The following is a 22715-nucleotide window of genomic DNA, read 5'->3' on the forward strand; positions in this document are numbered from 1 at the left end:
AATAGCCTGTTATCCCGTTCCCACAACAAAATATTCTTGCATAATATTTTGTTATTCAATTACATAGCTTTATATTAGTCTGGCCTTATTACTTTATTCATGGACAAAGAACAACCAAATCCCCAACATCGCGCTGCATTAATCAGGAAGCTGCTGCATAACGAAATTTCCATGGCAGAACTGGAAGAAATGCGCGGATGGATCAACCAAGATGACCTTGCTGTCATTATCCAGAAAATTTATGACCTCAACGAAGTACAGGTGGAAAAAATAGCCGCGCTGGAAAAAGCTATGGCCTGGATCGACGGCGTTAAAAATGACCAGCGCAACAGCCGGTTTACCAAAAAAATCAAAAACGACTTCCGCAAAAGCAACAATAAAATAATCCTCGCTGAAGGTGATTCCTGGTTTAATTATCCCGTCGTGCTCAGTGATGTTATCGACTGGATCGCTATGGAAGAGAACATGGCGGTCTATAGCCTCGCATCCGGCGGCGACTGGCTGCTGAATATGCTCAACGCCCGGAAATATGTTGAAGAGCTATCCGTCCTGCATCCTGATGTTTTCCTTATCAGCGGGGGAGGGAATGACCTGGTTGGGAGCAGCAGGGTAGCGGCGATGGTTGACCCAGGCGGGACCGCAATTCCATACCAAAAGAATGACTTCGCAAAATCCCTGATGGAAAAGGTGGCAAAGTCCCCGATAGTCCCCCTTAACAAAGAAAAATTCAACCAAGGTGTACTTTACCTGTCGCAGGATTTTTTCGCATTGCTTACCTTTTTTCACCTGCAATACTACTTCCTCATCAACGGCATTCTTACCGGAGGAACGAACGATCCGGCAAAAGGCAAGTTCCCGCACATCAAAATTATCACCCAGGGATATGACTATGCCCTGCCGTCGCATGCCTGGCGGGAAGGCTGGAACCCACGCTATTGGTACAGACCGCTATTGCGTAATTTGGGCCATGGCAGCTGGCTGAAAACGCCTTTGCAAATCCGGGGGATACTCGACGCAAAAGTCCAGCAAAACATCGTTTATGCAATGATCTACCTTTTTAACGAAATGATGATCAAGACCGGGGACTTGTTTTGCCAGATGCCAAAAGTCGGTAACCGCGTTTTTCATATTGATTCCCGGGGATCCGTCGGCGAAAAAGGGTGGACCGATGAATTGCACCCTTTACCGGAACATTTCAGAAATACCGGGCGGGCCTTTGTCGATTGCATTAATGGTAAAACGTCCATACACGGGCAGGTCTTTGTTGTCAACCCTAATTCCGTAAAGCCATGATCAAAAAAATATTATGGGTGTTCTTCCTGCTCACCGCAGCCTACCAGGGCTACCAGAGCTACTTACTGCAAACCGTACCGCCATTTCATGAAAGAATTGATTGCCTCGAATTTGCTTCCAAAGCGCATGGCGCAGCATTACTGCAATCCTGGCAAGCCCAATCTTATGGCGGACAAGCTTTCCTGCAAATCGCAGTGACCAATACTCACCTCGATTTCTTTTTTATTTTTCTCTACACCTCACTTATCCTGATGCTCTCTTACCTCCAGATGCAGCGTGACCCGGGTATATGCTGGAACGAGCTGTTGAGGGCAAACCTGGTATTCGGCGCGCTTGCGGCATGCCTGGATATCCTGGAAAATATTTTTTTACTGTACGATTTTCGCCATGCGGGGGAGCCTGGTCTATACATATCCACGCACTGGATCAGCTTATTGAAATTTATTTTTATCGGGTGGGCATTATCGGTTTACCTGGTATCATTGGCAAGGACACAACTATTTAATAAGTAAACAAAATGGAAAATATGACGGCCCCTGTTCAGCAAGCCCTTTTTAAGCTTGAAGCCATCAGGCAAAGCACCGACGACAAACAGGTTAAAAAAGCGATCCTTGATTGCCAGGAATTGCTCACCTTGTCACAGGAACCTGATAAACTCTGGCGGTCATCAAAAAGACAAAAAATACTCCTCGGGATAGCGGTTGGATTGTTGTTTGTTTGTATTGTCTTGGTATGCCAGGGATTAGATTTAACAGTAAATAAATCTGCAGCCGTGCAAACCAAAGATATGCTTAAAATACCCAAATCTACAGATCACTATTGGATTTCGGATTTAATTATCTACGGCCTCTGGATCATCGGGCCACCTTGCTTTTTTCTTTATGAGTACACGTTTATATTCGGCAAGGACGATAAAAACCGCCTTAACAGCGCCCAACGGGATGATATCAAATACTGCCAGGACCTGGGTGCAAAGATATGGGCAGCGGTTGCCGTTTTGTTAAGTATCCTTTTGACCATTAAATATGGATCACCATTCAAATAATCCTAATAGCTGAAGTTTTTAAGATCACTATATATATCTTAAACCTGGGAAATGAAAAGAACCATTATTGCTTTATGCATGGCCACTGCTACCTTGTCCGGCACCGATAACATCAAGTTAAAAATTGCAGCCTATGCAACCTGCACCGGCGCCACACCTTGTAGAGCCTGCAAGAACTGTAAGTATTGCAAGCGTTGCGCGAAACAAGGTCTTACCTGCGGCGTCTGTAAAAAACATTAAGTGTTGCCATGGATTTTGGCCTTTAATTCGTTACATGATAGATGTATTTATCAAGGATATGCGCCGACATTGGTAGCAGCCTCCGGTTCGTATCTGCCGGGAACCGGCCGTTGGTGGTAAAGAACTCCACCTGCCCGTTGTATTTGATGTAATAAACCTTCCCGATGGAATAGGGGGTCAGCGTATCCGTCCTTTTGATCAGCTTGAAATTTTCGACCTGCTGCTTGTTGATAGGAAAAATCGTACCGCGCAGTGATTTGTCATGGCACTCCACCGGCCAGTAATGGTCGCCGTCCCAGATCATACACCCTTCATGACCCGTCAGCCGGTGCTGCATATAATAAATACCCAGGTAACCTGAACCAGCTATCGCTATGGCCAGCAAAATAATCATGATCAATTTCCTTTCTTTTTTGGACTTAGGTGGGGAATCCCCCGCCGCAGTGACCTTTTCCCTCCCAATTATTTTTTCAGTGTCTTCTTGGGTTACCTGTTCGGAATCTACAATTGTTCCAGCTTTTGATTTAAACGAATCGGACCTGTAGGGCCGCTGCTCAAAATCAATCAGCCAGGCGAGCAGCTCAATGTTTTTTGTGTCTGTACTGCTGGTGATTTTCTTCAGGTAATTGTCCAGCGTTTTATAATCCTCCGGATCACTCTTCGTCAGTGCCTTCAGATAACCAGCCGGCTCCTGCTGCGCCCCAAAAAAGGCCCTAAACACATTTTCATCCTTCTTTTGAAACCGGTCATTGAATACAGCGAGACATTCCTTCCTGATATTGGCGCGGGTTGGGTGAATTAAGTTGAGGGACAAGGCGTTTCTTCGCTTTTTTTCTTCGTAGTCCCGAACGACATCGGCCTGATAGTCAGCAAACATTTTACAAGTTTTTAGGTAAAGCTAAGCTAAATTCCGGAATTCCTGCGCCATTTTCGGAATCCGGCCGGCTTACAAGCGGAATGATCGGAATATCCGGAATTCCGTGGTGCTTAGCCCTTTTCACCGCTATACATTTGCTTCAGAAATCGAGTCGAACGGTTTCTGACGAGCAGCGATGGCGGCATCCGATACCCGGCCAGGGAAGCAGGTAAAAGCTTCCGCCATCAACACTCATACTTCCCAAAAAAAATGCAGGAGGCGCCTCCTGCGCGGTTGGCAGTAACCCCGGGACCAGGTCCCGGGCACCTGCCGGATTTATTAACCATTTAATTTTTTTGTAAGATGTACGAGCTTTTTTTGGCGCTCTTCCTGGCATTCTCATGCCCTGCGCACAACCACGGTAACCATAATACCAACAGTACCATAACCACGCTGGATGACAGCGGCGGCGACCAGGGGCACCTTCCGCCACCTCCGCCACCTCCGCCGGTTCATTAACCCGCATTAAGGCAAGCTCCGGCTTGCCTTTTTTTGTTTTATTAAACCTTGTTGCCGTTCTCCTTTGCTTTTTATACTTTTAAAGCAAAAACCTGCCTTGAAAAAGCTCCTGTTATTCTTCCTGACGGTTACGGTACTGTTCTCCTGCACGCAAAAAAAACGCAGGGAGCCGCTCAAACCCGACTGGACCCTTTACCGCAAGGCCTACCTTTTTTTATATGGGCACATCGACTCCGCCTTTTACTATTTTAACCGGGTAACTTCCGAATCCAAAGACAGCCTGCAGGTGGCCATGGCCTATAATGTGATGGCGTCCATCCAGTCCGACGCGGGCGACCATTACGGCGCGCAGGAAAGCCTGACCCTTTCCTTAAAATTCCTGAACGAAGCGAATCCGAAGGACCATTCCTGCCTCGCCAACGACTACAACGAACTGGGGATGAACAGCGTCGACCTTAAAAATTACGATGCAGCGATCAGCTATTACGGCAATGCACTTCGGTTTACCACCGACAGCAGCTTTATCCCCGTTATTGTCAACAACCAGGCATTTGCCTTCCAAAAACGGAAGGATTATACCCGCGCCCTGCAGCTTTACCACAAACTGCTCGCTAAATCCGAAAAAAAGGGCTCTGCCTATACCCGGATCCTGACCAACCAGGCCACCACCAAATGGCTACAGGGTCCCGCTTACAACCCGGCACCCGAATTACACCGGGCCTTAAACATCCGGCAAGGGGAGCAGGACCAGTGGGGTGAAAATTCCAGTTACATCAACCTTGCAAATTATTACCTGCATTCCCGCCCCGATTCCGCGCTTTTTTATGCACGCAAGATGTATGCCGTGGCCACTCTGCTGAAAAGCCCCGACGACCAGCTTGAAGCCCTGCAAACCCTCGTCAAAGTTGCACCGCCCCGCGAAGCCAGGGAATACGCCATACGCTTCCAGGAGCAGAACGACAGTTTGCAAACGGCTCGCAATGCAGCCAAAAACCAGTTCGCGCTCATCCGCTACGATTCGGAAAAGAACAAGATCGATAACCTCAAACTGCAAAAGGAAAACACCGAAAAGAAATACCAGCTGATCAAACAAAGCATACTCTTGTACAGCGCCTTGTTCGTACTGGCGACCGGCAGCACCATCACCGTATTCTGGTATAGAAAACGAAAAATCCGCCTGCAGCTGGAAGCCGAAAATACCATCCGCGAAAACCGGCTCAAGCTCTCCCAAAAAATCCATGACGTCGTTGCCAACGGGCTCTACGTCATCATGGCAGAAGTGGAAAATGCGGCCGAAGTCCGTAAGGAAGCCCTCCTCGACAAAATAGAAGTGCTTTATGATAAATCACGGGATATCTCCTATGAAGAAATTGTCTCCCCGGAACAGGACTTTCCCGCCAGCACCGCAGACCTGCTCAAATCCTTTGCCACAGCGGAAACCAGGGTGGTATTTTCAGGCAATGACCAGGCACTGTGGTCTGACGTACCCGGGCCGGTTAAACAGGAACTCCAGCCCATCCTGCAGGAGCTCATGGTCAATATGAAAAAGCACAGCCGGGCAGCTAACGCCGCCATCAAATTTTCAAAGGATAACAACCACCTTTTAATTACCTATACCGATGACGGCATCGGCATGCCCCAGGACCTGCAGCCGGGGAACGGCCTCACCAGTACGGGAAACCGGATAAAAAAGCTAAACGGCACCCTTAGTTTTGCTGCCAACGGGGCAAAAGGGCTCCGGGTCCAGATCATTATTCCCATTGCCTGAAGAAAATGTTTAAAACCATACTCATCGCCGAAGACCACGAAAGCGCCAGCATCTCCGTACGAAAGACCCTGCAGGACCTCGGCGTGGCCCATACCGACTATGCCTACTACTGCGACGACGCGCTGACCAAAATCAAGATCGCTCTGCGCAACCAGCAGCCCTTTGAATTGCTCGTCACCGACCTGTTTTTCGAGGAAGACCAGCAAAAACAAATTCTCAATGGGGGAGAAGCCCTGATCGCCGCCGCCCGCCAGCTCCAGCCCGGCCTGAAGATCCTGGTCTTTTCTGCGGAACACCGCGCTGCCGTCATCGACAGGCTCTTCAAAGAACTCCACATCAGCGGCTATGTGCGAAAAGCCCGCTACGATGCCCAGGAACTCAAAACGGCCATGGAAACGCTTTTCAAAAACAAGCAGCATTATCCATCCCACCTCCGCCAGGCCGTCAAAGCCATGAACACCCACGAGTTCACCACCCTTGACATCACCATCATTTCCCTGCTTTCCGGCGGTATCCACCAGAAGGATATCCCCGTACACCTGCAACAAAAAAACCTGCACCCCTCCGGGCTGAGCAGCGTCGAGAAACGCCTCGGCCACATCAAGGCAAACCTGGGCTTCTCCAAGAATGAACAGCTCATCGCCTATTGCAAGGATATGGGCATTATCTGACATACCCCCAAAGGCCCGGTTTTCCATAAAAAAACAAAGTCCCCTTACACTCGCTGCTTGGGGACTTTAACCTAAACCTTATCACAATAGGCAGAAGAATCCTGCCATTTGAAGCCGCAAAGTTACGAAATTCCGGCTTTACGGGAAACCGGAAAAAACAGGCTGCCCGGAAACCTATTTTTGTTGTACAAATAACAAAATAGTCAATATGGAAGCACCTGTACAAACCAAAAAAATGTTTTACCAGGACGGGAATGTCACCGTCTCCCAGGCCCGGTTCATCACCAATTCCAAAACCTACGCCATGCGGAACATCTCCTCCGTTTACATCTTCGAGATCGTCAAAAGCAGGAAACTCCCGGTCGCCATGATCGTCATCGGCCTCCTGATGCTTTGCTATGACAGCTCCAGGATCGCAGGCGCCATCATCGCCATTATAGGCATCGCGCTCCTCTTCTCCATTAAAAACGAATACGCCGTCCGGATCAGCACAAACTCCGGAGAGGCCAACAGCATCGTCTCGAAGGACCAATATTATATCCAAACCATCGTAGACGCGCTTAATGACGCCATCATCCACAGGGGATAAATCATCACCGCAGTGAAAATACTTTTAACCGTCATATTCCTTCTTTTCGAAGGTCATTTCATCAATCCGAAAATGGTTTATTACTGCGGAAACAAAAAGACGGGAAAATACCATTACAGGGCCAATTGCCGCGGACTGAGCAACTGCACCTACCGGATTGTGAAAACAACAGAAGACGAAGCCAAAAAAAACGGCAAGACCCTTTGCAGGTTCGAGCAATAACAACCAAATAAATCAACTAAACATCAATCTTAGATCCAATGCCATTTACAAAAGCAGACCTCCTTTACTCCTACAGCTGGGAACATACCGGATCCGACGATCCTAAACTGACAGGTGAGCCCGACCGCGACCTGTTCAACCGCAGCGAAGGCTACGAAGTCCTTTACCTCATCAAAAGGATCATGTCAACCAGGGGACTTGACGGCACGGCGTCCGGACAAAAAATTGAAAAAATGATCCGGCTCCATCCAGGCAACCTGAGAAGCCAGGCCCATGTGAAGGAATGGATCAATAACAATTGGAGCAGCTATTAACCATTAAAATTTAATCTAAACCTTATCACAATACGTGGAATTGATCAATTCGTTACGTGATGGATGTACTTGTCAACGATATGCGCCGACATCGGCAGCAGCGTTATGGTATCAAGAATTTTTGGCGCCGTTTCTTTATTATGGGGTGCAAATGAGATATTCATTTTATGCAGCCCAGGTTGTTGAAAAGAAAAGGTATATGTGAAACGGTCGGTTTTTGTCAAATCGCCGATTTTCTTAGGTTTTGTATTTGATAAGTAGGCTAGCGAAGCTTTGAATATCTCTTCATATTTTGAGGCAATCACGGCATTATTATTTTCGACAACAAGATTTGCATTGACATACAGGCCGACGTTTGAAAAGTTCGTTGAGCCGGTCAATACCTGGACTGCTGCATCACTTTTTTCATCCCGGCTTTCGCCGAAAATATATTCGTAAAGCGCCTGGCCAAAGGATTCGCCCCTTGGTAAGCTGGTCGGAAAATAACTGAAAATATGAGCCCGCGAATTCCAACAGCTTTACTAACATGATCTGCAGGAGTTGTTCAGCAGAATTTTGTTAAGCATTTGGGTTTGGAATGTTTGGTCATTCATGGGGGGGCTGTTAACTATGCCGATAAAGTTATATGCTATTTGCAACCAATTTGCACGAACAGGTTTAATTTGTTAAATTGCTGAATTTAAGGCCATTAATCAATAGTCATTTTTCTTGTAACCTAACTTTTCCATGAAGTCTATTCCTGCTATTGATAGTCAGCAGTTTTCGATTGATTTTGACCAAGTCAAATGGCCGGACCAGGAACTTTTTCCATTGAATTTTAAATCATTAAAAAGGTCGGTTCAAGACCTCGTTTACAAAGAAATTGAGGGAAGTGAGAACTTCATAATTATTACCGGTTTCACCTCCCTGTCTAACTTAATAGACCTTTTTGGAAATCAGGATTTTCAAAAAAACAAAAAAGTAAGGATCTTGATTGGTTTTGAACCCAATATCAAAGGACGAAAACGATATGAACGTTTAGGGCTGGACAAAGAAATCAAAGATTATTGGTTAAAAAAAGGTTTGTCAATTATGCAGGGCGGTGCGGTCATGCACCTAATTGAAAAAATCAACAGTGGTCTGCTCGAATTTCGTTTTCGCGATAAACTCCATGCAAAAATATATGTAGGTGATCACTATGCTATTCTCGGCTCTTCTAATTTTAGTTACAACGGTCTTAATATACAGGAAGAAGCGAATATTAGAATAAAAAGAAATGCCGTATCACAAGTAGAACAAGAGCAATATCAATCGATCAAAAAGATAGCAGAGAGCTATTACGAAGATTCCTCTGCCTACAATGACAAAATTATCGAGCTGCTGAGAACCCTGATCAAAGAAGTTAGCTGGCAGGAGGCCTTGGCACGGGCCATTGCGGAAATGCTCGAAGGTAATTGGCTAAACGATTACAAGGAAATCATTACAAAACTTGAGCAAGTCAAATTATGGCCAACTCAATGGAAGGGATTAGCCCAGGCCGTGTCGATCTTGCAAAGCCAATCTGCCGTGTTGATTGCGGACCCGACCGGCGCAGGAAAAACTAAACTTTGTACATCCGTTGTTTTGTCCTTGCAGCATTGGCTTTACGAGATCGGTAAAAACTACCGCACCGAATCGTTGATCATTTGCCCACCGTTGGTACTTGAAAAATGGGCAAATGAATTTAAATCGTTCAACAGGATCAACCATACGCAATCCTCACAAGGGCTTTTAAGTAAATCGAATGGAAAAAACCGAAAGATTTTGGACGATTATCTTAGTCTTGCCAATATTCTTGTAATTGACGAAGCCCACAATTACCTCTCGTCTGAGTCAAACCGCACAGCCGTGATCAAAAGTAACCGTGCCGACTACAAAATTTTAATAACTGCCACGCCCATCAGTAAAAAAGTCGAAGATCTTTTGAGACTTATAGATCTGCTGGATGTCGATAACCTAAGTGACAAAGATTTTATTGTTTACCAAGATTTGGTTACGAAGCCTTACTTAGGCAACCGCTCAGAAAATGTAAAAAGCTTAAGTCGTTTCATTAGCAAATTCACAGTTCGGCGAACCAAAAGAAGTTTAAATAAAGACGTTGAAAAGGAGAAAGAAAAATATACTAATCTATTAGGTAAGACTTGCAAGTTTCCTCAGCAGTTTGAAAAGACTTATCTTACAATGGAGACTGATACAGATAAGGCAATCGTAAGCCAAATCAACGAACTGACAAAGCAAATCAAGGGAATCACTTATTTATTGAATTTTAAACTTCCAAAATACGAGATTAGTAAGGAAGATAGCCTACAGGGATATATTACCAAAAGAATTCATGCCGGCAAAGCCTTGTCGATCTACATGATCCGGTCAGCCTTAAGATCTTCCCACGTCGCACTGGTGGAACATATAGAAGGGTCGCAAAAAGCAATGAGCCTTTTTGGTTTTCAGGGTAAAAATAATGTGTCAGGCAATAAATTAACCCGGATAAACGAAATCATATTGGCTAACAAGTTGCCCTCTAGGAGCTCAAAATTCAAGGAAGATTATTTTCCAGAATGGCTCAATAAAGAAGATTTGTACTTTGAAACTTGCCGGCTGGAGATCAATATTTATCGTCAAATTTCGGAGTTAGCCAAAAAATTGTCCGGCAAACGAGAATTGGGTAAAGTACAGGAGCTGGTCAAAACCACCAAACAACATTTGAATGTATTAGCTTTCGACAATACGGTAATTACACTATATTATTTGAGAAAGCTTTTTGAAACCCATTACCCAAAACAAAAAATATTGGTAGCAACCGGAAGCGAAGGTGATCAAGGTAGTAAAAAAGTATTGGAGGCTTTTAAGTTAGATTCCAAGGATGGAGAAAAATACATCGCCTTGTGTTCGGATAAGATGTCAGAAAGTGTTGATCTACAAAAAGCTTCCTGCGTTTTTTTGTTGGATACGCCAAGCGTATTGCGAATAGTTGAACAGCGTATCGGAAGAGCAGATAGAATGGATACCATGCATGAATCGATCGACATATACTGGGCGGTTGATTCTGACGAATATTCATTAAAAACGGATCAGCGATTAATCGAGACCAGCGACATAGTTGAACAGATATATGGTTCAAATTTTGAAATACCCGATATTTTAAAAGGAAAACGGTTCGAAAAACTCGAGAGTACGGCAGAAATTATAAAGGAATATAAAGAATTCGTGGATAAGGACGAATCATGGACCGGCATCCACGATAGCTTTCAATTTATTGTTAATTTGAAAGAGGGCCCGGACGCACTGATCAAGGAATCACTTTATAAGCAATTTACAGATGTGAGCTCAGAAGTAAAAACGAGGGTCAGTTTCATATCCGGAGAACGAAACTGGTGTTTTATAGCACTTAGAGGAGACAAGAACAAAAGTCCACGCTGGTATTTTATAGATGACTTAAATCAAATTCATACTGACTATCCTGATGTTTGCGAACACTTGAGAGCTAATATCAGCAAGGAGACCAGGCCGTTAGCTTGGGATGACCCTGCTTTAAAAACCTATGTGACGTTGTTCAAGGCTAAAGAGCGAGAATTATTGCCGCCGAAGAAACGCCGGGCACTTGAGGTCGCTGAACAAATGCTACAGAAAAAAATGAAAAGCAAAATCTTTAAGAAAACAGAGCAAGAAATGTATGCAACTATGCTGGAACTGATCCAGCTTAAATCAAAAGAAGTAGTTGATCTTGAGCGCCTGGCAGAAGAATGGGTTTATTTATTGCAGCCATTTTTAAAAATCAAACGAGAAAACAACAAAAGAAAAAAGACAATTTTAAATCTGGCAAGTCTGGTTGCTGACTACAAATCTATTTTATTTGATGTAAACGACTTGGCAAAAATCGCGGACAGTTGTATCATCGCCGATGAGATCGACAAGCGCATTGCGGCATGTATTATTGCGCTTTGTGATGAGGTAGTGAATATTTAATTAACAAACTAAAATATAAGCAGTATATAGAGCCACTGACTATGATATTATTGTGCTTTCCCAGTGATCGGCTGGAACCATCAAAAAAATACCCTGATATTTAGAGGAGCACATACTCGCCCAGCGAACCTGAGTAGCGTAGAGAAAGGGCTCAATGTAATAAGGGAATCGTTCGGCTTTACCAAGAACGAGCAATTGATCGCTTTTTGAATATCGGTATTATATGAAATGAATTTTTAGCAACTCATCTATTTTACGGGTTCCCGTATAAATCGGCACGTGCGGCGGCGTAGTTTTGAGTAGATAAACAAATATTCAGGACATGGCGAAATACAAGATTTCAGGAGTTTGGAAAGATGACAAAGGTGTCATCACCCATTATGGCATGCATGCGGTTAATACAACGGGTATTTCGCGCGTAACCAAAACAAATAAAGCAGAAGCTGTAAGAATACTTAGTATTCCTACAAATGAAGGGGTCACCTGGATATGGGACTATTCTAACACGAGTTGGAAAGAAGGCGCTAAAGTGGAAGTAATTTCAGGGCAGTTTTTGAGAACGATCCATGACGGTAAGATAATAGACAATCTTGCCCACTTAATTAACTACAATTGGGTAGTTGCATAGGTGCTTTGCGGGCTGCAAGTTCGGGCCATCGGATTGACGGGCGCGATGATTTAAGAATGAAGAGGTAAAAGTGCCTTCGATTATTAATCCCATTTGAACATTTAGAACTGAAAATCAACATAAATCTAATAAAAACACACAGGTACTTTTATGTCTCTTTTTAGTTTTAGCCGTCGCTGCCTGTATAAGGACGACGATAGCATTGGTCTGGAACTACAAAAACGTCAAAATACCATTTAGACCCGCATTGCCGCGGACTAAGTAATTGTTCACATACGATCGTAAAAACAACACTAGAGCAGGCGGAGAAAAGTGAAGTACCATAAATGGCTGGGAAAAAATAGTGTTCAAATTATATTCTTTAAAGTTAAATATTTCGTAATAACACAGGTGTAATTGCGTATTAGGTATATTCTTTGATATAAAACTAAATGTTACATATCTTTTTGATTTATAGAAGTTTATTAATTACATTACGTGTGAAAACCTGAAGTAAATGAACAGCCTTAACACAATTATGAAAATGAAAAAAAGTCTTTTGATAAAATAACCTATTATTCTGCTCGATGAAGCTTTTTTACCAATGTTGGAATTAACGTTGGAAAAGATAACTGTGCCATTTTATTTCAATTGATTTGACCGACAATGATTCGAAAAATTAAGTATTTGTTTTTTTGGGTGACCCTTATTAATATCACCCTTTTACTCTCTTCCTGTGAAAACATACAGGACAGAGCGATGGAGCTGGGCAATAATGGCAAAGTGGGAAAGATGCAAATAGCAGATTTTTTGAGGGTTGTTTCCGATAAAACAAGTGCCGATGACCCGACATTTTTTACGAACAATAAACTTGATACTGCAAAAGCTGCTGCGTTCATCTATAGTATTTGCAAAGACGCAGGTGTCAAAATTAATAAGGATGATATTTATGCAGGTGCTGCCAGATCAAGGGGAAGTGTTGCAAAGCCATCTTTCAACGTCTATATTGAAGACTCAGAGAGTATGGACGCATACGTTAAAGGGAACACACGTTTTAAAGACGCGATTTACTCTTTGTTAGGCAATGTCATCACCGCAGATACGCTTACTCAAGGAATTAACCTATATTATATTAATAATCAGATCACTTTCAGTAGACAAAAAGCGGATGCCAATACCTTGCTCCAGTTCATCCAAAATCTGGATCCTGCGACCTTTCGCACGAATGGTGGAAATCGTTCATCTTCCGATATGCGGCATTTGTTGCAACAAGTGTTAGACAGCACAGATGATCGTCATGTGAATCTGCTGGTTTCTGACTTTGTATTCTCGCCAGGTAAAGGGCAGAATGCAATAGCTTCTCTGCAGCAGCAAAGTACAGGTATCAAGATCGCATTCGGACAGAAAATAGAAAAGTTTGATCTTGCTATTGAAGTCGTTCAGTTACACTCTAACTTTTCCGGAAAATATTTTGATGAGAATGATAAGCCTATTGTTTTATCGGCCGACCGTCCTTATTATATGTGGCTAATTGGCTCAAAAGAACAAATTAATAGCATTCGAAAGAATGGTGTCCTGAATAATATCAAAGGAGGGGTTGACAATACTTTGGTTTTTTACAAGCAAACCTCGCCACTTTTACATGGTCATAAAATAACTTTTTCCCATAAAACAGGTGATTTTGAATTACCCGATGGCGCTTCGGGTAACATTAACGTTGCCAAGCCAAATGACGTTTATAACAGCTTCGGCTTTGACTTCCTGGTAGATTACAGTAAGGATATTGAAGACTTGTCTTTTTTTGATGACACCAATAATTACAGTCACGACGGCAATTACAAATTAACGATAAGTCGTTTAAAAGATAGTACAGACCCGGCGTCTTCCGGATTCACACATTGCCTTCATTTATCGACTAATAATTTGCAACAGCAAGAACTACATGTTTTTACACAAAGCAAGATTCCCAAGTGGGTAGTGGTGAGCAATTCCCTTGATGACCGGAATATTAAAAACGAACCTTCGCAAATGGGCAGGACTTTCGGGCTGCAATATCTCATTGAAGGACTCTATGACGCGTTTTACGTATCCCATCATCAGGACAAATTAACTGAAGTTGAAATTAGTATAAAAAAATAAATCATGTTTGACTGGCTCTATTCCATCGGAAAAACCTTCCGCCTAATCACAAGCAATATGCTTAATCATTTGAAGGGATATGATATCCATTGTTCCGGTTATTACGGAACACCTTATGCGACCTATTTGGGAATAACTTTTATCGCTATTACGCTTGTTGGGCTAGCGCTACAATACTTCATTATTGACATACCACCCAAACGTCCTACAGGTACCTGGTGGCTAATCGCATTAATTATCGCCTTAATCAATTTTATAGCAGCCTATTGTGTCATCGGCTCATCTACAGCGCCCGGGCATCATTGTAAAGACCTTAGCATTACAACGCTTGACGTGATCGGTGTTTGTTTCTTTAATGTGGTGTGCGGGCTTTTTTTAGCAATGGTGATCACCGGACTACCATGGTTACGCAGACTGAGTACAAACAACGTTTTTACTACTTTTTTTAAAAACAACTAAGCAATGAAGAAACTCTACATTTTCGCAGTAGGAGGTACAGGGTCACGCGTGTTAAAGGCCTTTACGATGCTGTTGGCCGCTGGTGTTAAACCGGATTCCGGTGAAGAATACCAGATTGTTCCTATTATCATCGACCCCCATAGTACGAACCTTGATTTTCAGCGGACAGCTACTTTGCTTGAAAATTATATGGCAATTACCAAAGCCGTAGGTACAGGAAATGGGTTCTTCGCCACCGCAATTAACAACCTTCGGGGCCTCAACCCTAGTACCTCGGCACTTCCGGATACCTTCACTTTCGACTTAAAGAAAGTATCGGGGAGCCAGTTCAAGGATTACATCGGCTATAATCAAATGAATGAGGCCAGTCAAAGTCTGGCCCAAGTGTTATTCTCCGGCAGTACGGTGGATAAGAGAAACCAGCCAATCGATTTGCTCGACATCGAGATGGATATTGGATTTATCGGTAATCCCAATATTGGTAGTGTGGTGCTCAATCAGTTCAAAGATTCTGGTGAGTTCCGGGAGTTTGCCTCCAGTTTTACAAATGACGACCGCGTTATGGTCATCAGTTCCATTTTTGGTGGAACCGGAGCGGCAGGAGCTCCCATCATTGTCAAAAATATACGCAATGCCATGCAGGCTGATGTCGACAGCGGTGGATTTTTAAGAGATGCTAAAATCGGCGCATTGACGGTATTACCCTATTTTAACATTGCTAAAGATCCAAAATCACCCATTCAAAAGTCCGTTTTCATCGCGAAAACAAGAGCGGCGCTTTCTTATTACCAAAACAATCTCGACAGCGTCATCAATGTGATGTATTATTTCGCGGATTCGCTGAATGGCAAGGCTTATAAAAATGACCCGGGGAATGGCGGGCAAAAAAATAACGCGCACTTTGCAGAACTCGCTTCCGCATTGGGGATTTTCGACTTCTTATCGATGAACGATTCCCAAATGAAAAATTCAAATGGCGTCGTTCAACGTTCCGTTTATAAAGAGTTCGGTGTCAAACTTAAAGCGGACAAGCTTAAATTCCAGCATCTCGAAGACGATACATTAAGTAAAATCAGAAAAAGCCTGGCGCAATTGCTGCTCTTTAAGAAATACCTGGATGAGGAGTTGACCAACGCCATGGAAAAAACCACGTGGGCGATCATGACGCCAAAGGTTGAGCCGGAATTATTGAGGGACGGATTTTATAACACCCATTTAAAAGAATTCCTCGAGGCTTATACGATATGGCTTGATGAAATGGCTGAAAACGGTCGCGGTTTCGATCCATTTGATCTAAAAGCCGATGTGCGGACTTTCGTTAAAGAACATCCGGCCAAAACCCCGTGGTACACTTTTAACAAGTTCAACTACAAGCACCTTAATGGCAGCCTGAACGAGGCTTCAAAGAAGCGAGATTACACGAACAACAAAGAAAAACTGGTGCATATTTTTCACCAGGCAACGCAAGATACACTTCAAAAATATTTTAAGATAAAATCCTGATTTATGAGTGAAATATTTGGTTTTTCCGGACAGGACGGCAGACACTGGTTCAACTCTGTCATTTACGATGATAATATTATCGAAAAGATAAAAGATCCCGAGGGTGGCGGTCAGGTCGAGTTGCCTACGGCCATACCAAGTCCGTTTGCGCGGTTTGATTTGGTGCGCATAGCTTTTGAGCACATCAACCGTACGGGCAGGCTCCAGATGTCGGAAGCAGACGGTGAAGTGATTGCGAGCGCCGAAGACGAGCGCTTGGTGTCTTTTACGCTGGATTTCCTTGAGTTGTTTTTTAACTACTCGGCCATTAGCAATGATTTAAAGATCATCCCCTGGAATTTGGTGAATGATGTAAACACGCTGATCACCAATCCGGAAACAAATGATTTCGGCGATGCATTGCAGCTATTTATCCAACAGGACGCAAGGGTATACAATTTCGATCTGACAGCCAATTTATACATCATTAAGTATAAATATACTGTCATTGGTTCGACCTCGCCACTGACCCTATTTTGTCCCGGAGAAAATGGTTTGAAGGAACTGGAGATTCGAATAGGCGGGCAACTGTTTTTTAGCGAACCCCGCCCGTTGTATATGCGTTCACAAAAATTCCAGCGGTTTGTCCATTTTTATTTCAGGAAGTATCCTGTACTAACAGAGAGGATGTCTTGGTTATCCGTTTATGTGTCAAAAAGTAAAGCATGTCTAAAGTTCTTAAATAACGACACGGCAAAGCGCATCTTCCAGATGATCAACGAGATCGAAAATAATCCGACAACCGCCGAAATGCAATACACCAGCATTGCCGGTTTTAAGATATTCGATGCGGTTGATAAAAACTTGCCGTTGCTGATGTTGAATCCCGAGATCGAGCAAAAGGCAATTAATGCGGAGCAACAGGCGCGGACAGATGCCATTAAAGCAATGGCAAGAACATCTGATCTGCGGATTCTTTCAGCAAAACAGGACGAGACCAACCCTACGCTGATCCTTAGAAACGACTTAAGTGCAGCGCATCAATATTTGGATGCACCCTGGAGTAATGATTTAAAAGTGCCAAATGCTTATCAGTTGCCTGTTAACGATCGTCCTCTGCCTGGCTCAGGTGTCGTTTATCCGCATTTAGTTGTGGGTGATTTGTTAGAGCCTGTATTAATCAGGGTTGTTTACCCGATTAGCAAACGGTTTTTTAACGGGAATTATCACGCCGAAGCTGGCGCCTCCAACAAGGGCTACCTTATTCCTTTAAAACTGAAATTCTTCGACTACTTCACCATAGATCAATTGAAATCGGGCGATCCGAAAACACCCAAAATCGAAATTTTACAAACAGTTGGTGCGGTAAATGTTAAACTACACATACCGCTGGATAATGGCGAATACGTTCCAATCGAACGTACCTATTACGATGTGGAAAATCAAACCACGACGGCGCAATTAGAAGAAGCGAACCGCGGCGTCATACAGGAACACGAAATCGGCTTTACCTTATTTCCTTTTCTCAGGACGCGCATTTCCGAGTTGTCGGCATTATATCGTGTGCAATTGGTAGACCGAAATACGCAAAATCATTATGCAGGTTCCGATTACCGCCTGGAGTTTTATACCGATACAGCGAATGGTTATCGTTTAGTTGACAACCGGGAAAAGATCCGCAGTAATAAGCAAGTACATGATGTAGGAACGAAATACTACATCGTCAATGACGAATTTGATTTCGTTAGCCTGAAATCAAATACAGCGAGTGGTTTGATCATCCCTGACTGGGAGCCTTTTCACCAAGGCAATACCAGCTATAACTTCGCGATCGATTTTGGAACAACCAACACGCATATTGAATACCGCACTTCAAAAAACCCTGTTCCAAAGCCATTCAACATTGGTGCAGATGAAATACAAATCGCGACGCTTTTTGATCCTGATGCCACGAGTGAGGACTTTTCCGGCAGTGGAGCCATCGCAATCCGCGAGTCGATCAATGAAGAGTTTGTTCCTTTCACTATTGGGCGGCCGCATTCCGAATTTAGTTTTCCGCATCGGACAGTGCTGGCTATAACGCCCAATCTGGCCAGTAACGAAACTGCTGCGCTGGCCGATTATAATATCCCTTTTATCTACGAAAAAAATGATTTTCGTTTCAATAGTGACTTTGAAACCGACCTCAAATGGTCAAAACACAACACAGAAAACTTTAATAAAATCAAAGCCTATTTTGAAGAACTCCTTTTCCTTATCAGAAATAAAATTCTGATCAACAAAGGCCGGTTAAATGAAACAAAAATCACTTGGTTTTATCCGACGAGCATGCAACCGAGCAGAGTGGCAACGTTAAAGCAGCTATGGGAAAGAACCGTCGAAACTTATTTCCCAGGTGGAATAGAAGTATTTTCGATGCCGGAATCACTGGCGCCATTTTATTATTATAAATTTTCAAATATCATTCCGGGCGGCAACCATACACCAGCGGTATCGATCGATATTGGTGGCGGGACTTCCGATGTCGTGATTTTCAAAAATAACGCGCCGCTGTTTTTGACCTCGTTCAAATTCGCTGCCAATACCTTATTCGGCGATGCCTTCCTGTCACTTCGGAAAGATGATCTGGGCATGTTGGGCAAACATCTTCCGCATTTTAAAAAGGAACTGGGTGCAAACAGCAGGTATTCGAAGGTGCTGACCGCGTTGGAACAGGTATGCATGCGGGGCAAATCTGCTGACATTAATGCATTTCTATTCTCACTTGAAAGTAACCCGAAGATCGCGGATAAGAACTTGTTTTCCTATGACTTGATGCTCAACAATGATGATGAACTTAAGATCGTATTCCTGTATTTTTATTCGGCTATCATTTACCATGTTGCAGCCTGGACGAAAACCTGTGGGGTCGAAATGCCGACCTATGTCTTCATGAGCGGCACCGGCTCCAAAGTCCTGAACATCCTTTCGCCGGAAATGTCATATATCGAGCAGTTAGCTTCAAAAATCTTCTCATTCGTTTATGGATCTCCTATACAGGATAAGATCAAAATCATAACGGATTCCAAAATCCCGAAGGAAGCGACGAGTAAAGGTGGCTTGTTGAGTATGGGGCAAACTTCAGAATTCGAATTAGAGGATGTAAAACGCGTATTGAATTATAGTGAAAACGGCCCATCTGTGGATAAGCTTCGTTATGATCAGGTTAATGACGGTATTAGGGTAGCTGTAGTTGAAGAAGTGGAACGTTTTAACGACATTTTTATTCACTTGAATGATGATGGGTTTTTCTTTGATAAATTCAGTGTATCTACGCGGTCGTTCAACTATTTCAAAACGCATGCTGATGATTCTCTTGCGGATTACCTCGCGGATGGTATTCAGTTCAACATGAACCTGGATGCGGATGAAGACAAAGACAAGATACTGGAAGAAAGCCTGTTTTTCCTGCCGCTTATCGGTGTGATTTATAACATGACTAATTACTTAAGCAGTCTGAAATGAAAAAGGAGATCACTGCAACCAGCGCAATGCTATTGTGTGCGTTGGCTGCGCCGGCCCAAAGTAACGTTAAATCGAATGGCTCAGATGACGTAATGCAATTGGCCGCTTATTTCTTGCCGTATTTATGTCTGCTACTAGTAGTCATTTTGTTCGTCAGAATATATTTAATACAAAAATTACAAAGATTACAAGATGAAAGTTATCAGAAATTAAAGGACCGTATAAAAGACGTTGATTGGAAAGTGACTTCATTGGGACAACCGAACGAGTCTTCATTTGGCAATTTCGATAATAACGCGGCTATCAAACATCTTAAAAACCAGATCGCGGATATTTACGTCCAATTACGGGCGCTTAAACCGAGCCCAATTTCGCAGCAAATAGAAGGGTCTGTTATCATTAGCAGTGAACCTCAGTCTGTTACGTCGGCTCCCGTTAACCAGCCACAACCTCATCAGGAAGCACCACCTGCCGAAGAGGTGTTTTATTTATCTACACCAAACTCGGAGGGCAGCTTTAACGTTAGCTCGGCCCAACCCAACTATAGACCAGGAGCTTCTATATACTGGTTCAAAAAGACGGCGCCCAATAAGGCTATTTTTAAGATTGATGAAAGGGAGGCTTCAATAAAACTTGCGTTGCAGTACTCAGATAGGAATATCGACCCGGTGTGTGACTCCGCAAATGCCTATCATATGAGTGCAAAAAAAGTAAGAACGCCACTGGGAAATGAAGGAATTGCCGAATTATTAGATGATAAGTGGATCGTGACCAAAAAAGCTAAAATTTATTATGAACAGTGAATCTGTAGAGTATCTGCTCCTTGCCTTTTTTCTTATCTTTCAATTTGGCGTGTTTTTTTGGAACATCAAGAAGATTTTTGTCTATGAACATATCATCGCGGCGAATGCGATTTTTCGCTTAATTCCGGTAGAAGTAACGGAAAACCTGATCCTCGAATCCGAGTCGGAAGACTTTTATGCAGATGATATGGAACCACAGGAGCGAAATCTTCTGGACGATAACGTTCCGGCAACGGTAAATCTGATTGGCTGTAAAGGCGCGTCAGCTACGCTGAAAAACATACTGGCAGCTACCAATCGCTATTTGCTGCATAATAATATGGCAGCGGCCGATTTTCACCTGATCAAGGACATCGCGGAACGCAATATAGATTCATCTGAAGAAGATATCAATCAAACGATTTCCGTACCCTTGTATTTGGGCTTGATGTCGACGATGATAGGAATCATCATCGGACTATTTAAGATGCCCAGCCTGGATTTGGCCGTAGATCCAACGGGAAAAGATGTGCTGTTAAACCAAGGGATCACCATGCTGATCGGCGGCGTGAAAATAGCAATGATCGCCAGTTTTTTCGGGCTGGGATTGACGATCATATGTTCCGGCTGGGTATTTAAAGGATCGAGGAACAAAGTTGAAAAACGTAAAAATACCTTTTATTCATTTGTGCAGACTGCTTTACTGCCTGCCATGAACCAAAGCATTGGTTCTTCGCTTAACTCTTTACAACATAACCTTTTGCGGTTTAATGATGAATTTGCCAGTAACCTTCAAAGGCTTTCCGGCATCTTCAAGCAAAATTATGAAGCGCTCGTCATGCAGGAAAATATCTTGCGGGAAATAAATAACCTGGATATGGTGAAACTATCCCGCTTTAACCTGGATATGTTCAGGGAAGTGGATAAGTCGGTCAAGGAATTTGAAAGATTTAATACGGGTATGGCCCACTTGAACGATTTTGTAGCAACCTCCAAAGATTTATCGGAACGTGTAACCGATTTAATGAACCGTTCCTCAAACTTTGAGCATATCGCGAACAACTTACAGGACAGGCTGAATACCAGCGAGCAATTATTGCGGTTTTTAGGGGATCATTTTGCTACGTTATCAGAACACAAAGACCTTGTCGTCACCGCAGTTGGTGATGCCTCCGTTTATATTGCTAATCTATTTCGCGAATTACAGGAGCATTTTAAACAAACAGGCCAGAATCTCAAGCTGCATACCACGGAAGAACTGCTGGCTTTAAAAGCCGCGCTTGCGGACAGCCGTACAAGCCTCTCCAACCTGGAGTTTTTAAAACAGCTTGATCAGCTAGAGCGGTTGGCAAGCTTGCAACGCCTTGACGAGCTTAGTAGTTTAAAATCTTTGAACACGCTGGGAGAATTGAAGCAGTTATCCGAACTGACTGAAATCAGCAAAGGTGTAGCCATATTTAACGAAAACGCAGTTTTCCAAACGCAGACGACCAGCCTGCTCCAGGAACTAAATGTCAACATGGGTTCCGCTATAAACCTGATTGAACAGGTACATGCCGATTGGGTGGAAGACAAAAATTCTGGAATTGGCGGCGCTGTAAAAAGACTATTCCGCAGACAAAACTGATCATATGAAAAAGAAAAGTCAAGACGGTTTTTTTTGGCCAAGTTTCACAGACTTAATGACCAGCTTATTCTTTATCATGTTAGTACTCTATGTGCTGACTTATATTAAAATGAAGAACCAGCAGCGTGTAACAGAACGACAACTAAGCAAAATCAAACAGATTACAGCTGCGGTAAAAGCCCTCGATAAAAATTATTTCCGCTATGATGCCGTGTATAAACGCTACCAGCTATCCCGGAACATACATTATGCATCCGAGAAATCGGTCATCAGTGCAGAAGACACCACTTACTTGGTCGGTGCAGGACTTTCTATCAGTAACCTGATCGAAAAGCTACACAAGCTTACGGGCACGGAAGATACCCGGTACATCGTGATTGTGGAAGGCATGTCGTCAACAGATCAATACATAAAAAATTTCCAGTTGAGCTATGACCGCGCACAATCCATCCGAGTACTGTGGATCAGGCATCACATCAAATTCGACCCGGCGGTCTGTGAGTTACAAATATCCGGTTCGGGACTTGGTGGCGTCGGACGTGATCCGGTAGAAGAAAAGAACCAACGAATACTGATCCAGATTGTCCCGAAAATAGGGGATTTCACTACATTATAAA

The 22715-nt window shown here is 43.4% G+C and carries 19 protein-coding genes; 18 read left to right on the plus strand and 1 reads right to left on the minus strand.

Annotated elements, in window-relative coordinates; all coding sequences use genetic code 11:
- Positions 1-99 precede the first annotated feature (99 nt).
- From KXD93_RS22215 to KXD93_RS22225, 3 genes are read left to right on the plus strand one after another with little or no spacing between them, the layout of a single operon-like run.
- Positions 100-1293, plus strand: coding sequence for a hypothetical protein (locus tag KXD93_RS22215; RefSeq protein ID WP_258139568.1), 1194 nt, complete (start codon positions 100-102; stop codon positions 1291-1293).
- Complete coding sequence (locus KXD93_RS22220) at positions 1290-1805, plus strand: hypothetical protein (RefSeq protein ID WP_258139569.1); 516 nt, start codon at positions 1290-1292, stop codon at positions 1803-1805. Before KXD93_RS22215 ends, KXD93_RS22220 begins: the two co-directional genes overlap by 4 nt.
- Before the next feature lie 5 nt (positions 1806-1810).
- Complete coding sequence (locus tag KXD93_RS22225) at positions 1811-2338, plus strand: hypothetical protein (RefSeq protein ID WP_258139570.1); 528 nt, start codon at positions 1811-1813, stop codon at positions 2336-2338.
- 262 nt (positions 2339-2600) lie between these two features.
- On the opposite strand, the gene KXD93_RS22230 is transcribed toward KXD93_RS22225, so the two are convergent.
- A complete protein-coding gene (locus KXD93_RS22230) occupies positions 2601-3455 on the minus strand; it encodes a hypothetical protein (protein WP_258139571.1) in 855 nt (284 codons plus the stop codon).
- Between the two features lie 342 nt (positions 3456-3797).
- On the opposite strand from KXD93_RS22230, the gene KXD93_RS22235 reads away from it, so the two are divergent.
- The 15 genes from KXD93_RS22235 (at position 3798) to KXD93_RS22305 (ending at position 22714) form a co-directional block, all read left to right on the plus strand.
- Positions 3798-3953 (plus strand): hypothetical protein, encoded by a 156-nt coding sequence (locus KXD93_RS22235; protein WP_258139572.1) that lies wholly within the window; start codon positions 3798-3800, stop codon positions 3951-3953.
- 97 nt (positions 3954-4050) lie between these two features.
- Entirely contained in the window at positions 4051-5721 is a 1671-nt protein-coding gene (locus tag KXD93_RS22240; RefSeq protein WP_258139573.1) for a tetratricopeptide repeat-containing sensor histidine kinase, read from the plus strand.
- A gap of 5 nt (positions 5722-5726) precedes the next feature.
- The gene (locus KXD93_RS22245) at positions 5727-6392 is read left to right on the plus strand and encodes a response regulator (RefSeq protein WP_258139574.1); all 666 of its coding nucleotides are present in this window, start codon (positions 5727-5729) and stop codon (positions 6390-6392) included.
- A gap of 208 nt (positions 6393-6600) precedes the next feature.
- On the plus strand, positions 6601-6981 hold the full coding sequence (locus KXD93_RS22250) for a DUF6232 family protein (protein WP_258139575.1): 381 nt from the start codon (positions 6601-6603) through the stop codon (positions 6979-6981).
- Between the two features lie 12 nt (positions 6982-6993).
- Positions 6994-7203 carry a hypothetical protein gene (locus KXD93_RS22255; RefSeq protein ID WP_258139576.1) on the plus strand — a complete coding sequence of 70 codons (210 nt, stop codon included), beginning with the start codon at positions 6994-6996 and terminating at the stop codon, positions 7201-7203.
- A 38-nt stretch (positions 7204-7241) separates the two neighbouring features.
- Positions 7242-7517, plus strand: coding sequence for a hypothetical protein (locus KXD93_RS22260; RefSeq protein WP_258139577.1), 276 nt, complete (start codon positions 7242-7244; stop codon positions 7515-7517).
- A 726-nt stretch (positions 7518-8243) separates the two neighbouring features.
- Entirely contained in the window at positions 8244-11498 is a 3255-nt protein-coding gene (locus tag KXD93_RS22265; RefSeq protein ID WP_258139578.1) for an SNF2-related protein, read from the plus strand.
- 322 nt (positions 11499-11820) lie between these two features.
- Positions 11821-12126, plus strand: coding sequence for a hypothetical protein (locus KXD93_RS22270; RefSeq protein WP_258139579.1), 306 nt, complete (start codon positions 11821-11823; stop codon positions 12124-12126).
- Between the two features lie 645 nt (positions 12127-12771).
- Positions 12772-14244: a hypothetical protein gene (locus KXD93_RS22275; RefSeq protein WP_258139580.1), complete on the plus strand. Its 1473-nt coding sequence runs from the start codon at positions 12772-12774 to the stop codon at positions 14242-14244.
- Between the two features lie 3 nt (positions 14245-14247).
- A complete protein-coding gene (locus tag KXD93_RS22280; RefSeq protein ID WP_258139582.1) occupies positions 14248-14703 on the plus strand; it encodes a hypothetical protein in 456 nt (151 codons plus the stop codon).
- Positions 14704-14706: 3 nt separating this feature from the next.
- On the plus strand, positions 14707-16206 hold the full coding sequence (locus KXD93_RS22285) for a hypothetical protein (RefSeq protein WP_258139584.1): 1500 nt from the start codon (positions 14707-14709) through the stop codon (positions 16204-16206).
- Between the two features lie 3 nt (positions 16207-16209).
- Entirely contained in the window at positions 16210-19689 is a 3480-nt protein-coding gene (locus KXD93_RS22290; RefSeq protein ID WP_258139585.1) for a cell division protein FtsA, read from the plus strand.
- Positions 19686-20492 (plus strand): hypothetical protein, encoded by an 807-nt coding sequence (locus tag KXD93_RS22295; protein ID WP_258139586.1) that lies wholly within the window; start codon positions 19686-19688, stop codon positions 20490-20492. Before KXD93_RS22290 ends, KXD93_RS22295 begins: the two co-directional genes overlap by 4 nt.
- Positions 20482-22098: a hypothetical protein gene (locus KXD93_RS22300; RefSeq protein ID WP_258139587.1), complete on the plus strand. Its 1617-nt coding sequence runs from the start codon at positions 20482-20484 to the stop codon at positions 22096-22098. The genes KXD93_RS22295 and KXD93_RS22300 overlap by 11 nt, the downstream gene beginning before the upstream one ends.
- A 76-nt stretch (positions 22099-22174) precedes the next feature.
- Positions 22175-22714, plus strand: a complete 540-nt coding sequence (locus KXD93_RS22305; protein WP_258139588.1) for a hypothetical protein — start codon at positions 22175-22177, stop codon at positions 22712-22714.
- The last annotated feature ends 1 nt before the right edge of the window (position 22715 follow it).

This window comes from Mucilaginibacter phenanthrenivorans, from assembly GCF_024721155.1.
GTDB classification, from domain to species: domain Bacteria; phylum Bacteroidota; class Bacteroidia; order Sphingobacteriales; family Sphingobacteriaceae; genus Mucilaginibacter; species Mucilaginibacter phenanthrenivorans.